Raw genomic sequence first — 13,136 nt, forward strand, 5'->3', positions numbered from 1 at the left:
ACGGCTTGGCCGCGAGGATCTTGACCTCGATCGTCTTGCCGTTGGGGGCCTGGTAGGTGGCCGTCTCGCCGACCTTCTTGCCGTTGATACCGCCGCCGAGCGGTGACTGCTCGGAGTAGACGTCGATGGAGTCGTTGCCGTCGGCGATCTCACGGGAGCCGAGGAGGAAGGTCTCCTCCTCGCCGAACATCTCGACGGTGACGACCATGCCGGGCTCGACGACACCGTCGTCGGGCGGGGTCTCGCCGACGATCGCGGTGTCGAGGATCTGCTTGAGCTGGCGGATGCGGGCCTCCATCTTGCCCTGCTCCTCCTTGGCGGCGTGGTAGCCGCCGTTCTCCTTGAGGTCGCCCTCCTCACGGGCAGCCTCGATGCGCTTGGCGATGTCGACACGACCCGGGCCCGAGAGCTCGCGCAGCTCGGCCTGGAGTCGGTCGAACGCCTCCTGGGTCAGGTAGGACGCGGAAGACGCGGTCTGGGTCACGGGTAACTCCTTGCTTCGGGCCGCGGGGAGACCTGGTGAACCCCCGTGGACGATGAACCGGTGGTGCCGCCCGGTCGTCCGGGTCAAGCACAAAGGTCTGGACCCATCGGTCCAGACCCACGGTTGCGGTAAAGGACCAGTATAACGCGGAATCGGCGTGGGTGCAGGTCTCACTCGACCCGCGAGCAGCCCTGCACGGTGGCCGTCACGGCGCGGGTGGTCGTGCGCACGGCGGCGCGCACCCGGGTGGTGCGCTCCCGGCTCGCCGGGACGAGCTGCTCCTTGGTCCCGACGCGCGCGTAGCTGCCGTCCATCGCCGCGATCGTGCACGAGACCGCCGTTCCCTCGGGACGGGTGACGTCGAAGACCATGGTGATCCGGCTGTCGCTGTCCTTCTCGAAGCCGATGTCGGTCGTCGTGATCGCGCCTCGGGTGCCGGAGATCCCGAACCAGATCGTCAGGGCGGTCGCGAGCGTCACGAGCACCGCGGCGACGACCCACCAGCGACGGCTGCCCCGGTCGCGGCGCGACTCAGCCTCTGCCTCCTCGCGCTCCGGGTCCCAGGCGGGCACGGCGTCGGGGGCGTCGGAGGTCATGCACGGGCTCCTGCGGGACGAAGGGGGTCGGTCCGGCCGGCGGTCGAGACCACCCGGGCGCGGTGAGAGGATGGAGCCATTGTCCGTGACCGAAGTCCGCGGCGGCACACCGGGCCGCGGGCGCACCCCTCCGGGAGGACCCGAGCAGTGGAAGCACTCAGGCTGATGGCCGTGCACGCCCACCCCGACGACGAGGCGAGCAAGGGTGGCGCGACGACCGCCCGCTACGTCCACGAGGGCGCGGAGGTGCTCGTCGTGACGTGCACCGGCGGTGAGCGTGGTGACGTGCTCAACCCCAAGCTCAAGGGGGACGTGCACATCCTGCGCGACCTCGTCCAGGTGCGCCGCGAGGAGATGGCCAGGGCGCAGGCGGCGCTCGGGGTGCAGCACACGTGGCTGGGCTTCGTCGACTCCGGTCTGCCGGAGGGCGACCCGCTCCCGGCGCTGCCCGCCGGCTGCTTCTACCTCGAGCCCCTCGAGGTGGCGACCGAGGCCCTCGTCCGCGAGATCCGCCGGTTCCGCCCGCACGTCGTGACGACCTACGACGAGAACGGCGGCTACCCGCATCCGGACCACGTCATGACCAACCGCGTCAGCGTCGCGGCCTTCGAGGCCGCGGGCGACCCGGAGGCCTTCCCGCACGCGGGGGAGCCGTGGCAACCGCTGAAGCTCTACTACATCGGTGGGTTCAGCCGCGAGCGGATCCACACCTTCCACGAGGCCCTCATCGCCCGGGGGCAGGAGTCCCCCTTCGTCGAGTGGATCGAGCGCACCGAGGGCCGTCCGCAGCGCACGCTCACCACGTGGGTGCCGTGCTCCGACTTCTTCGACCAGCGGGACGAGGCGCTGCGCGCCCACGCGACGCAGATCGACCCCGACGGCTTCTTCTTCGCCGTGCCCAACGACGTGCAGGCCGACCTGTGGCCGACCGAGGAGTACGAGCTCGTCATGAGCCACGTGCCGACGACGGTCCCCGAGGACGACCTCTTCGCCGGGGTGCCGACGAGCCTGGCCGAGGCCGACGCCCTCGCCACCCGCGGTGACCTCGAGCTCGTGCTCGACGAGCGGACCGAACCGACCGTGAGGGAGTGGTCATGAGCGCCCCGAGCACCGAGGTCGGCCCCGGCTGGTGGGCCTTCGTCGCCTTCTTCTTCCTCGCGGTCGCGCTGTGGCTGATCATGCGCAGCATGTTCACGCGGCTGCGTCGCATGAACCTCGCGCAGAAGGACGAGCTGCGCCGACAGCAGGAGGAGGCGCGGGCCCGTGACGACCTCACCGAGCGCGCTCGGGACCAGGACCTGCCGGAGGGGTCCGGCGGCTCAGCCGGCGTTCGTCGCGATGGGCCCGAAGAGGGCCAGGGTCGCCGCGACGAAGTGTGAGATGAACGCCAGCACCGTCAGGGCGTGGAAGATCTCGTGGAAGCCGAACCAGCGCGGTGACGGGTTGGGACGCTTGAACCCGTAGACGAGCGCGCCGGCCGTGTAGAGCGCACCGCCGACGACGACGAAGGCCAGGATCGTCCAGCCGCCGTGGGTGAGCAGCGGCTTGATGTAGAAGACGGCCACGAAGCCGAGCGCGACGTAGACCGGCACGTAGAGCCAGCGCGGGGCGCCGATCCACAGGACGCGGAAGAGCACGCCCATGATCGCCCCGCTCCAGACGATGACGAGCAGGGTGATGGCCTGCTGGCGCGGCAGCATCAGCGCGAAGGGGGTGTAGCTGCCCGCGATGATGAGGAAGATGTTGGCGTGGTCCCAGCGCCGCAGCACCGCGCCCGCGCGCCGTCCCCACCGGCCGCGGTGGTAGATCGCCGAGGTCGCGAAGAGCAGGCCGGCGGTGATCGTGAAGACCATGGCCGCGATGCGCCCGGCCTGGGTCGGGGCGGTCGAGGTGAGGACGAGCCCGCCGATGAGGGCGAGCGGGGCGGTCACCAGGTGGAGCCACCCGCGCAGGTGCGGCTTGACCGCGTCGACGAATGCGTCGACGTGCTCGCCGACGTGCTCGCCGAGCTCCTTGATCTCTGCCCGGGGGGAATCCATGCCGAAGACGTTAACCTACGGGCCCGTAGGTTGGCCATGTGCGTCGGGTCTCCACGGGGACGCGCGTGAGGGCGGACACGTCGCGCAGGTAGGTTTGGGCGGACCACGTCGCCAGGAAGGGAACCGCGAGTGCGCAATCCGCTCTACAGCGCCTACGAGAGGCGGCTCGTCCGCAACCTCGACTCCCAGTCCGTCCCTCGGCACGTCGGGATGATCGTCGACGGCAACCGCCGCTTCGCCAAGGCGCGCGGGGCGAACGCCGACGAGGGGCACCGGGCCGGCGCGGCCAACATCGCCAGCTTCCTGGAGTGGTGCGAGGACGCCGGGGTCGAGGTCGTCACCCTGTGGCTGCTGTCGACGGACAACCTCACCCGTCCGCCGGAGGAGCTCGACCGCCTGCTGCGCATCATCGAGGGGCTCGTCGCCGACCTCGCCGCCGCGGGCCGCTGGCAGCTCCACCCCGCCGGTGCGCTCGACATGCTCCCGGTCCAGACGGCCGCCGCGCTGCGCCGTGCCGAGGAGGAGACCGCCGAGGTCGAGGGCCTCATCGTCAACGTCGCGGTCGGGTACGGCGGTCGCCAGGAGATCGCCGACGCGGTCCGCTCGCTCCTGCGCCACCGTGCGGAGCAGGGCGCGACGATCGAGGACATCGCCAGCGAGCTGACCGTCGAGGACATCGGCGCGCACCTGTACACCAAGGGCCAACCCGACCCGGACCTCGTGATCCGCACCTCGGGCGAGCAGCGGCTCTCCGGGTTCCTCCTGTGGCAGTCCGCCCACAGCGAGTACTACTTCTGCGAGGTCTACTGGCCCGAGTTCCGCCGGGTCGACTTCCTGCGCGCGCTGCGCTCCTACGCGGACCGGCACCGCCGCTTCGGCGCCTGACCTCCCCTTCGCTCTCCCGACCCTGCATTGCCCTAGGGCAATGCAGACGAGCGGTCGTGGCCGGACGAAGGGGGAGGGACAGGAGTGGCCCGTGGGGCGGGTGAGGTGTCGACGGCGTGAACACCTCGAGCCGCACCCGCGACACGCCCCCGACGTCGCGCGCGTCCTGCTCCGGTGGTCCTACGTTGAGCGTGACGACCCGCACACCGCAGGACGTCTCGGGAGGCCTCGCATGGAGCAGCTGCTCAGCAGGAGGGGCCGGACCCGGCCCCGGCTCCGGCCCGCGGCCCGGTCCCGGCACCAGCACCGAGAGTAGGCGCGCACGCGCCTGCCGGCGCGGCGCCCGTGGAGGAGACCGACGTGGACGACCTGATGACCCAGACCGTCACCCCCTCGCTCGCGCAGCCCGAGGGCGCGCCCGACCCGGTGGACCTCCCGCCCCAGGACGAGGGCCCCCGCACCTACGTGCTCGACACCTCCGTCCTCCTCTCCGACCCGCGCGCGATGCTGCGGTTCAAGGAGCACGAGGTCGTCCTGCCGGTCGTCGTCGTGACCGAGCTCGAGGGCAAGCGGCACCACCCGGAGCTCGGCTACTTCGCGCGGACCGCACTGCGTCTCCTCGACGACCTGCGCGTGTCCGCCGGCCGCCTCGATGCGCCGGTGCCCGTCGGCGAGGACGGCGGGACGCTGCGGGTGGAGCTCAACCACACGGATACGCAGTCCCTGCCGTCGGGCTTCCGGCTCGGGGACAACGACACCCGCATCCTCGCCGTGGCCAAGAACCTCTCCCTCGACGGCGCCGACGTCACGATCGTCTCCAAGGACCTGCCGATGCGGGTCAAGGCCTCGGCGGTGGGCCTGGACGCCCAGGAGTACCGCCACGAGCAGCGTCCGTCCGACTCCGGCTGGACCGGCATGTCCGAGCTCGAGATGAGTGCCGAGGACGTCGACCACCTGTACGAGACCGGTCGGGTCGAGCACCTCGCTGCCGCCGAGATGCCCTGCCACACCGGGCTGAAGATCCTCTCGCCCAAGGGCAGCGCCCTCGGCCGGGTCGGCGCCGACAAGCAGGTGCGACTCGTGCGCGGCGACCGTGACGCCTTCGGCCTGCACGGCCGCTCGGCCGAGCAGCGCATCGCCCTCGACCTGCTGCTCGACCCGGACGTGGGCATCGTCAGCCTCGGCGGTCGCGCCGGCACCGGCAAGAGCGCCCTGGCGATGTGCGCCGGCCTCGAGGCGGTCATGGAGCGGCGCCAGCACCGCAAGGTCGTCGTCTTCCGCCCGCTCTACGCGGTCGGCGGCCAGGAGCTCGGCTACCTGCCCGGCAGCGAGTCCGAGAAGATGGGCCCGTGGGCGCAGGCGGTCCACGACACCCTCGGCGCGCTGGTCTCCAAGGAGGTCGTCGACGAGATCCTCGACCGCGACATGCTCGAGGTGCTCCCGCTGACGCACATCCGCGGCCGCAGCCTCCACGACGCCTTCGTCATCGTCGACGAGGCGCAGAGCCTGGAGCGCAACGTCCTGCTCACCGTGATGTCCCGCATCGGGCAGAACTCGAAGATCGTCCTCACCCACGACGTCGCCCAGCGGGACAACCTGCGCGTCGGTCGCCACGACGGCGTCGCCGCGGTCATCGAGACCCTCAAGGGTCACCCGCTCTTCGCCCACGTGACCCTCACCCGCAGCGAGCGCAGCCCCATCGCCGCGCTCGTCACGGACCTGCTCGAGGGCCTCGACCTCTGACCCCCCGCAGCGAAGGGGAGGCCCCGCCGGATCACCGGGCGGGGCCTCCCCTTCGTCCACAGGGGCGCTTTGCGTCCGGCGCGGCCCGTCGGCTAAGGTCTCGAAAAGATAACGGCCGGTCCGACGCCTCGTCGTCGCCGGCGGCACTTGGCCACTCCCCGTGAGTGGCTTTTTCACGGAAAGGAGCTGGTCACGTGCTCTCGTCGAGCTACGCGCCCAGACACGGCGGTGCCCCCGAGGGGGGCAAGGGAGCCGCGCTGCGCGCTGCCGTCCGTCGCCCCCTCGTCGGTGGCGCCCTCGCGGTGGCCATGCTCGGATCGGTCGGCGCCACCGTCGCCATCGGTGACCCCTCGCACTCGGACGGGAGCGCTGCCGCCGTCGAGTCCCCGACCTCCGAGGTGACCGCCGACACCGCCACGGTCGACGCCACGCGCCTGGCGCAGGACCGCCGCACGACCAATGTCTCCCGCAGCGCCTCCCGCGAGCAGGCCCGCCTGTCCGAGGTCGAGCGCGCCAAGAAGGCCGAGGCCAAGAAGAAGGCCGAGGCGAGGCGCAAGGCCGAGGCCGCGAAGAAGAAGCGCGCCGAGGAGAAGGCCAAGCCGGTCAGCGAGCGTGAGTTCACCGACGCCGAGATCGCCGTCATCCAGAAGGACCCCGCGCCGTACGCCAAGGAGATGCTCCCGGAGTTCGGCTGGGGCGAGGGCGAGTGGTCCTGCCTCATCAGCCTCTGGAACGGCGAGTCCAACTGGGACTACAAGGCGACCAACCCCAGCTCGGGCGCCTACGGCATCCCGCAGTCCCTGCCGGCCGACAAGATGGCCACCTCGGGCGAGGACTGGAGGACCAACCCCATCACCCAGATGCACTGGGGCATGGACTACATCAAGCAGTCCTACGGCACGCCCTGCGGGGCCAAGGCCTTCTGGGACAGCAACAACCCGCACTGGTACTGAGCCGCTGCCGGTACGACGAGGCTCCCGCGACCCCTGGGTCGGCGGGGGCCTCGTCGTCGCGCGGCGTCAGAGCTTGCGCAGGCGGATCCGGCGGACCTGGTGGTCGGCGCCCTTCGTCAGCACGAGCGTGGCCCGGCCCCGGGTCGGCAGGACGTTGTCGACGAGGTTGGGCTCGTTGATCGTCTCGAAGATGTGCAGCGCCCGAGCCTCGGCCTGCTCGTCGGTGAGGCTCGCGTAGCGGTGGAAGTACGACGCCGGGTCGGCGAAGGCGGTCTGCCGCAGGCTGAGGAACCGGTCGACGTACCAGCGCCGGATGTCGGCGACGTTGGCGTCGACGTACACGGAGAAGTCGAAGAAGTCGCTGACCGCGAGACCGGTGCGCCCGTCGCTGCGCGCCCCCGGCGGCTGGAGGACGTTGAGCCCCTCGACGATGAGCACGTCCGGCTGGCGCACGACGATCCGCTCGTCGGGGACGATGTCGTAGGTCAGGTGCGAGTACACCGGCGCCGTGACCTCGGGCTGGCCGGCCTTGATCGCGGAGATGAAGCGCAGCAGTGCCCGCCGGTCGTAGGACTCCGGGAAGCCCTTGCGCTGCAGCAGCCCCCGGCGCTCGAGCTCGGCGTTGGGCAGGAGGAACCCGTCGGTCGTCACGAGGTCGACCTTGGGGGTGTCGGGCCAGCGCTGCATGAGCTCGCGCAGGATGCGCGCGGTCGTGGACTTGCCGACGGCGACCGACCCGGCGACGCCGATGACGAAGGGGGCCTTCGGCGGCCGCTCGCCGAGGAAGGTCGACGTGATGCGGTGCAGCCGCGTCGTCGCCGAGACGTAGAAGGTGAGCAGGCGGGAGAGCGGGAGGTAGACCTCCTGCACCTCCTCCAGGTCGATCGGGTCGCTCAGCCCGCGCAGGCGGGCGAGGTCACCCTCGTCGAGGTTGAGGGGGTGGTTCTCGCGGAGGTGGGCCCACGCCTGGCGGTCGAGCTCGACGAAGGGGGACGGCAACGTCGCCGTGAGGGCGGTGGACACGCCCCCCATTGTGTCCCACGTGGTCTGGCGACGACGCACGGACGGTTAGCCTGTCCGTCATGTGCGGAATCGTTGGATACGTGGGGCCCGACTCCGGTGCCCGCTCCCTGGACGTCGTGATGGAGGGCCTGGCCCGCCTCGAGTACCGCGGGTACGACTCCGCGGGCGTCGCGCTCGTCGACCGTGGCGGGGTCTTCACCGAGAAGCGTGCCGGCAAGCTCGCCAACCTGCGCGGCGCGCTCGAGGGCGACACCGTCCCCGGGTCGGCGACCGCCATCGGCCACACCCGCTGGGCCACCCACGGTGGTCCGACCGACCAGAACGCGCACCCGCACCGCGGCGGGGGCGACGGCAAGCTGGCGGTCGTCCACAACGGCATCGTCGAGAACTTCCACGCGCTGAAGCAGGAGCTGCTCGCCGAGGGCGCGGAGTTCACCTCCGAGACCGACACGGAGGTCGCGGCGCACCTCGTGGCCCGGGCCTTCGCCGCGACCGGTGACCTCACGGAGGCCATGCGCACGGTCGTCGGCCGCCTCGAGGGCGCCTTCACCCTCCTCGCGGTCCACGCGGACCAGCCGGACACGGTCGTCGCGGCCCGTCGCAACAGCCCGCTCGTCGTCGGTCTCGGCGAAGGGGAGAACTTCCTCGGCTCCGACGTCGCTGCCTTCATCGGGTACACCAAGCGGGCCGTCGAGCTCGACCAGGACCAGATCGTCACGATCACGCCGTCCTCGTACTCGGTGATCAACTTTGACGGCACCCCCGCGGAGGGCAAGCCCTACGAGGTGACCTGGGACGCCGCGGCCGCCGAGAAGGGCGGCTACGACACCTTCATGGAGAAGGAGATCCACGACCAGCCGCAGGCGGTCGGCGACACCCTCCTCGGCCGCACCGACGCCGACGGACGCCTCGTCCTGGACGAGCTGCGCATCGACGAGGCCAAGCTCAAGGACATCGACCGCATCACCATCGTCGCGTGCGGCACCGCCGCCTACGCCGGCATGGTCGCCAAGTACGCCATCGAGCACTGGACCCGCATCCCCGTCGAGGTCGCGCTGGCGCACGAGTTCCGCTACTGCGACCCGATCGTCTCCGACCGCACGCTCGTCGTCTCGATCAGCCAGTCAGGCGAGACCGCCGACACGGCGATGGCGGTGCGGCACGCGCGCTCGCTCGGTGCCCTGACCGTCTCGGTCTGCAACACCCACGGCGCGACGATCCCGCGCGAGTCCGACGCCGTGCTCTACACCCACGCCGGACCCGAGATCGCCGTCGCCTCGACCAAGGCCTTCCTCGCGCAGATCACCGCCTGCTACGTGCTCGGCCTCTACCTCGCGCAGCTGCGCGGCGAGACCTACGCCGACGACGCCAAGGCCGTCATGGCCGAGCTGCACGAGGTGCCCGCCAAGATCGAGTCGCTCCTGGGCGAGATGGACCGGGTCAAGGAGATCGCCCGCTTCATGGCCGACACCCGCGCGGTGCTCTTCCTCGGCCGCCACGTCGGGTACCCCATCGCCATGGAGGGCGCGCTCAAGCTCAAGGAGCTCGCCTACATCCACGCCGAGGGCTTCGCCGCCGGTGAGCTCAAGCACGGCCCGATCGCGCTCATCGAGCCCGGCCAGCCGGTCTTCGTGGTCGTGCCCGGCCCGGACACGCCCAACGAGCTGCACAAGAAGGTCGTCTCCAACATCCAGGAGATCCGCGCGCGCGGGGCCCGCACCCTCGTCATCGCGCAGGAGGGCGACGAGGAGGTCCTCCCCTTCGCCGACGAGGTCATCCGCGTGCCGCACACCTCACCGCTGCTGCAGCCGCTGCTCACGGTCGTGCCGCTGCAGGTCTTCGCCCTGCACCTGTCGACCGCCAAGGGCCTGGACGTCGACCAGCCGCGCAACCTGGCCAAGTCCGTCACCGTCGAGTGACCCGGTGATCATCGGGGTCGGCATCGACGTCGTCGACATCGCGCGGCTCGGCGAGCGGCTCGACCGCACGCCGAAGCTGCGCGACCGCGTGTTCACGCAGAGCGAGCGCGGCCTTCCGCTGCACTCGCTGGCGGCCCGTTTCGCAGCCAAGGAGGCGGTCGGCAAGGCGCTGCGCACCCCCGGCGACCTGCCGTGGCAGGGCGTCGAGGTGACCAACGGCGAGCACGGCGAGCCGGTCCTCGTCATCTCCGGCACGGTGGCCGCGCGGGCGCAGGACATGGGCGTCGCCCGCATGCACATCTCCCTGAGCCACGACGGGGGCATCGCCACGGCCTTCGTCGTCGCCGAGTCCGCCTGACCCCGGGGCGAAGGGGGCGCGGTAGCGTCGGTCTCGTGATCACCGGCTACTCCGTCGAGACCATCCGCGCGGCCGAGGCAGCACTCCCCGAGCTCCTCGAGAGCGGCGAGCTCATGCAGCGGGCCGCCCGGGGTGTCGCCCGGCTCACCGCCGGTCGCATGCGCGAGCGCGGCGCCCGCACCGTCGTCGGTCTCATCGGGCCCGGCAACAACGGCGCCGACACGCTCTTCGCCCTGGCCCGACTGGCCCGACGCGGCTTCGCGGCCACGGCCGTGTGCGCCGACCCGAGCGCCTCGCAGGTCCAGATCGAGGCCGCGGCCCTGGCCACGACGCGCGGCGTCACCGTGCTCACGGGTGCCGGTCCCGAGGTGGTCACCGCGATCTCCCGCGCCGAGGTGGTCCTCGACGGCATCACCGGCATCGGCGGGCGACCGGGGCTGGCCCCCTTCGCCCGCCCGTGGGTCGACGCGATCCGGGACCGGTCCTGGGTCATCTCCGTCGACACCCCGAGCGGGCAGCCGGTCGAGGGCGGGCCGCTGGTGGCCGACGCCGTCTTCGCCGACGAGACGGTGACCTTCGGCGCCCCGAAGCCGGTGCACCTCCTGCCGCCGACCGAGGTGGCGTGCGGCGTGCTCACGGTGCTCGAGATCGGCCTCGACCTCCAGGGCGCGACGCCGGCCGTGGTGCGCCACACGCCCGACGACGTCGCGCGGCTCTGGCCGGTCCCGACCGCCGAGGACGACAAGTACTCCCGGGGCGTGCTCGGGGTCGTCGCGGGCGGCGAGGAGTACCCGGGTGCCGCGGTGCTCGCCGTGACCGCGGCCGTGACCGCGGGCGCGGGGATGGTCCGCTACGTCGGCACCCCGACCCCCAGCGCCCTCGTGCGCGCCGCCGTCCCCGAGGCCGTCCACGGCGAAGGGAGGGTCCAGGCCTGGGTCGTGGGGCCGGGCCTCGACGTGACCTCGACGGCCGAGGGTGCGGCGGCCCAGACCGAGGTCGTCCGCGCGGCGCTCGCCTCCGACCTGCCGGTGCTCGTCGACGCCGGGGGCCTCGACCTCGTCGAGGGACCGCGTGACGCACCGACCCTGCTCACCCCGCACGCGGGGGAGTGCGCCCGCCTGCTCACCCGGCTGCGGGGTCGCACGACCGAGCTGACCCGCGAGGAGGTCGAGGGGTCACCGCTCGAGCACGCCCGGGCGCTCGCCGAGGCCACCGGCGCCACCGTGCTCCTCAAGGGCGCGACGACGCTCGTCGTCGACGCCGACGGGCCGGTCCACGTCCAGGACGACGCCCCGGCGTGGCTCGCGACGGCCGGCGCCGGGGATGTCCTCGCGGGCCTCCTCGGCGTGCTGCTCGCGGCCGACCTCGAGCCGGCGGAGGCGGGGTCGCTGGGCGCCCTCGTCCACGGTCGGGCCGCGGACGTCGCCAGCCCCGGTGGGCCGCTCCGCGCGCTGGACCTCGCGCACGCCCTCGGTCGCACCGTCGCGGGCCTGCTGCGCGACGCGGGCTAGCCGCGCTCGGGCACCGCGCCCCAGGCCGAGGGCTCGAGCCCGTCGTCGATGCGCACGTCGAGGCTCAGCTGCGCGGACACCTCGTCCAGCGTGCTGCGCAGGGCGGCCAGGTCGACGTCGGGTCCCACGCCGACCACCGCCACGGCCTCGAAGAGTCGCTCGCCGCTCATCGGGGCGTCGCTCGTCCACGTGTGCAGCTCGCGGATGCTCAGGCCGCGGGCGGCCAGCGCCGTGGTCACGTCGCGCACGATGCCGGGCTGGTCCTGGCCGACGACCTGCAGGTCGACCGACTGCCCCGGGTCGTCACCGGCCGACGTGACGGAGACGTCGACGACGCCGACGTCCGGGAGCGACCGCACCGCGGCAGTGAGCGACTCGACCCGCTCGTGGTCGATCTCGACGAGGGCCGCGCCGGCGAACGATGCTCCGAGCCGGCCCATCTGGCTCTCGAGCCAGTTGCCGCCCTGCTCTGCGACGGTGCGGGCGAGGTCGGCGACGAGGCCGGGACGGTCGGCGGCGATGAGGCTGATGACGACGGTGCGCATGAGCCGAGGCTAGCCCCACCGCCGCCTCGCGATCAGCCCTGCGCGGACTCCGCCCACCAGTTGACCCCGCCGTCGACGGCGTGCTCGTCGATCCGCCGCAGCTCCTCGTCCGTGAAGTCCGGGCGCTCCATCGCGTCGAGGCTGTCGTCGAGCTGCTCGACGGTGCGGGCGCCGACGAGCAGCGAGGTGACGCGCCGGTCGCGCAGCGCCCACGCCAGGGCCATCTGGGCGAGCGTCTGCCCGCGCCCCTGCGCGATCTCGTCGAGCGCACGGATACGCGCGAGGTTGTCCTCGGTCAGCTGGTCGACGATGCCGGTGCCCTCGCGCGCGGCCCGGGAGTCGGCCGGGATGCCGCCGAGGTACTTGTGGGTGAGCAACCCCTGCGCGAGCGGGGTGAAGGCGATCGTGCCGATGCCGAGCTCGTCGACCGTGTCGAGCAGCTCGTCCTCGATCCAGCGGTTGATCATCGAGTACGACGGCTGGTGGATGAGCAGGGGCGTGCCCATCTCCCGCAGGATCGCGTGCGCCTCTCGGGTGCGCTCGGGGCCGTAGGAGGAGATGCCGACGTAGAGCGCCTTGCCGCTGCGGACGGCGGCGTCGAGGGCGCCCATCGTCTCCTCGAGGGGCGTGTCGGGGTCGAAGCGGTGGCTGTAGAAGATGTCGACGTAGTCCACCCCCATCCGCTCCAGCGACTGGTCGAGGGAGGCGAGCAGGTACTTGCGCGAGCCGCCGCCCTGCCCGTAGGGCCCGGGCCACATGTCCCAGCCGGCCTTGGTCGAGAGGACCAGCTCGTCGCGGTAGCGCCGCAGGTCCTGCGCGAAGATCGTCCCGAAGTTGCGCTCGGCCGCCCCGTACGGCGGGCCGTAGTTGTTGGCGAGGTCGAAGTGCGTCACGCCGCGGTCGAAGGCGCGTCGCAGCACCGCGCGCTGGGTCTCCAGCGGCTCGGCGTCGCCGAAGTTGTGCCACAGACCCAGCGAGATCGGGGGCAGCACCAGCCCGGAGCGTCCGCAGCGGCGGTAGTCCGTCCCGTCGTAGCGGGTGCCATCGGCCTGGTAGTCGTCAGTGCGGTACGTCATGCCT

14 protein-coding genes are annotated in these 13,136 nt (G+C 72.1%); 8 read left to right on the plus strand and 6 right to left on the minus strand.

Going from position 1 to position 13,136, the window contains the following annotated elements; all coding sequences use genetic code 11:
- Together greA and ABC138_RS03175 are read right to left on the minus strand one after the other, a co-directional pair.
- Positions 1 to 484, minus strand: a 484-nt coding sequence (greA, locus tag ABC138_RS03170; protein ID WP_345912734.1) for a transcription elongation factor GreA, incomplete at its 3' end; no start/stop codon positions are given.
- Positions 485 to 654: 170 nt separating this feature from the next.
- The gene (locus ABC138_RS03175) at positions 655 to 1,080 is read right to left on the minus strand and encodes a DUF4307 domain-containing protein (protein WP_068321666.1); all 426 of its coding nucleotides are present in this window, start codon (positions 1,078 to 1,080) and stop codon (positions 655 to 657) included.
- Between the two features lie 165 nt (positions 1,081 to 1,245).
- Here ABC138_RS03175 and mca point away from each other — a divergent pair, with 165 nt between their 5' ends.
- Both mca and ABC138_RS03185 read left to right on the plus strand, forming a co-directional pair.
- Complete coding sequence (gene mca, locus ABC138_RS03180; protein WP_068423738.1) at positions 1,246 to 2,178, plus strand: mycothiol conjugate amidase Mca; 933 nt, start codon at positions 1,246 to 1,248, stop codon at positions 2,176 to 2,178.
- A complete protein-coding gene (locus tag ABC138_RS03185) occupies positions 2,175 to 2,459 on the plus strand; it encodes a hypothetical protein (protein WP_169701786.1) in 285 nt (94 codons plus the stop codon). Before mca ends, ABC138_RS03185 begins: the two co-directional genes overlap by 4 nt.
- On the opposite strand, the gene ABC138_RS03190 is transcribed toward ABC138_RS03185, so the two are convergent.
- Positions 2,400 to 3,119: a hemolysin III family protein gene (locus ABC138_RS03190; RefSeq protein WP_068321674.1), complete on the minus strand. Its 720-nt coding sequence runs from the start codon at positions 3,117 to 3,119 to the stop codon at positions 2,400 to 2,402. The two genes, ABC138_RS03185 and ABC138_RS03190, sit on opposite strands and share 60 nt — an antisense overlap.
- A 129-nt stretch (positions 3,120 to 3,248) precedes the next feature.
- Between ABC138_RS03190 and ABC138_RS03195 the strand changes: the two genes are divergently transcribed.
- The 3 genes from ABC138_RS03195 to ABC138_RS03205 all read left to right on the plus strand — a co-directional run bounded on the left by ABC138_RS03195 (position 3,249) and on the right by ABC138_RS03205 (position 6,700).
- Positions 3,249 to 4,004: an isoprenyl transferase gene (locus tag ABC138_RS03195; RefSeq protein WP_068321677.1), complete on the plus strand. Its 756-nt coding sequence runs from the start codon at positions 3,249 to 3,251 to the stop codon at positions 4,002 to 4,004.
- Between the two features lie 504 nt (positions 4,005 to 4,508).
- Complete coding sequence (locus ABC138_RS03200; protein ID WP_245634778.1) at positions 4,509 to 5,747, plus strand: PhoH family protein; 1,239 nt, start codon at positions 4,509 to 4,511, stop codon at positions 5,745 to 5,747.
- A 194-nt stretch (positions 5,748 to 5,941) separates the two neighbouring features.
- Positions 5,942 to 6,700 (plus strand): hypothetical protein, encoded by a 759-nt coding sequence (locus tag ABC138_RS03205; RefSeq protein ID WP_345912736.1) that lies wholly within the window; start codon positions 5,942 to 5,944, stop codon positions 6,698 to 6,700.
- 66 nt (positions 6,701 to 6,766) lie between these two features.
- Here ABC138_RS03205 and coaA read toward each other — a convergent pair whose 3' ends face one another.
- Positions 6,767 to 7,732: a type I pantothenate kinase gene (gene coaA, locus ABC138_RS03210; protein WP_068321686.1), complete on the minus strand. Its 966-nt coding sequence runs from the start codon at positions 7,730 to 7,732 to the stop codon at positions 6,767 to 6,769.
- A 50-nt stretch (positions 7,733 to 7,782) separates the two neighbouring features.
- Here coaA and glmS point away from each other — a divergent pair, with 50 nt between their 5' ends.
- Genes glmS through ABC138_RS03225 form a run of 3 tightly spaced genes read left to right on the plus strand, consistent with a single transcriptional unit; the run spans position 7,783 to position 11,511 of the window.
- Complete coding sequence (gene glmS, locus ABC138_RS03215; RefSeq protein WP_068321689.1) at positions 7,783 to 9,642, plus strand: glutamine--fructose-6-phosphate transaminase (isomerizing); 1,860 nt, start codon at positions 7,783 to 7,785, stop codon at positions 9,640 to 9,642.
- A gap of 4 nt (positions 9,643 to 9,646) precedes the next feature.
- Entirely contained in the window at positions 9,647 to 10,000 is a 354-nt protein-coding gene (locus ABC138_RS03220; protein ID WP_068321691.1) for a holo-ACP synthase, read from the plus strand.
- Between the two features lie 35 nt (positions 10,001 to 10,035).
- Positions 10,036 to 11,511: an NAD(P)H-hydrate dehydratase gene (locus tag ABC138_RS03225; RefSeq protein ID WP_345912739.1), complete on the plus strand. Its 1,476-nt coding sequence runs from the start codon at positions 10,036 to 10,038 to the stop codon at positions 11,509 to 11,511.
- Here ABC138_RS03225 and ABC138_RS03230 read toward each other — a convergent pair.
- Positions 11,508 to 12,056, minus strand: a complete 549-nt coding sequence (locus tag ABC138_RS03230) for an ACT domain-containing protein (protein ID WP_068321698.1) — start codon at positions 12,054 to 12,056, stop codon at positions 11,508 to 11,510. The two genes, ABC138_RS03225 and ABC138_RS03230, sit on opposite strands and share 4 nt — an antisense overlap.
- Before the next feature lie 32 nt (positions 12,057 to 12,088).
- Entirely contained in the window at positions 12,089 to 13,132 is a 1,044-nt protein-coding gene (gene mgrA, locus ABC138_RS03235; protein ID WP_068321700.1) for an L-glyceraldehyde 3-phosphate reductase, read from the minus strand.
- Positions 13,133 to 13,136: the final 4 nt, after the last annotated feature.

The organism is Janibacter sp. LM (assembly GCF_039631275.1).
Taxonomy (GTDB): domain Bacteria; phylum Actinomycetota; class Actinomycetes; order Actinomycetales; family Dermatophilaceae; genus Janibacter; species Janibacter terrae.

Coding starts and splice junctions, on each gene's coding strand:
- glmS (WP_068321689.1), top strand. CDS start 7,783: ATGTGCGGAATCGTTGGATACGTGGGGCCCGACTCCGGTGCCCGCTCC.
- ABC138_RS03230 (WP_068321698.1), bottom strand. CDS start 12,056: ATGCGCACCGTCGTCATCAGCCTCATCGCCGCCGACCGTCCCGGCCTC.
- ABC138_RS03190 (WP_068321674.1), bottom strand. CDS start 3,119: ATGGATTCCCCCCGGGCAGAGATCAAGGAGCTCGGCGAGCACGTCGGC.
- ABC138_RS03185 (WP_169701786.1), top strand. CDS start 2,175: ATGAGCGCCCCGAGCACCGAGGTCGGCCCCGGCTGGTGGGCCTTCGTC.
- mgrA (WP_068321700.1), bottom strand. CDS start 13,132: ATGACGTACCGCACTGACGACTACCAGGCCGATGGCACCCGCTACGAC.
- coaA (WP_068321686.1), bottom strand. CDS start 7,732: ATGGGGGGCGTGTCCACCGCCCTCACGGCGACGTTGCCGTCCCCCTTC.
- mca (WP_068423738.1), top strand. CDS start 1,246: ATGGCCGTGCACGCCCACCCCGACGACGAGGCGAGCAAGGGTGGCGCG.
- ABC138_RS03175 (WP_068321666.1), bottom strand. CDS start 1,080: ATGACCTCCGACGCCCCCGACGCCGTGCCCGCCTGGGACCCGGAGCGC.
- ABC138_RS03200 (WP_245634778.1), top strand. CDS start 4,509: ATGCTGCGGTTCAAGGAGCACGAGGTCGTCCTGCCGGTCGTCGTCGTG.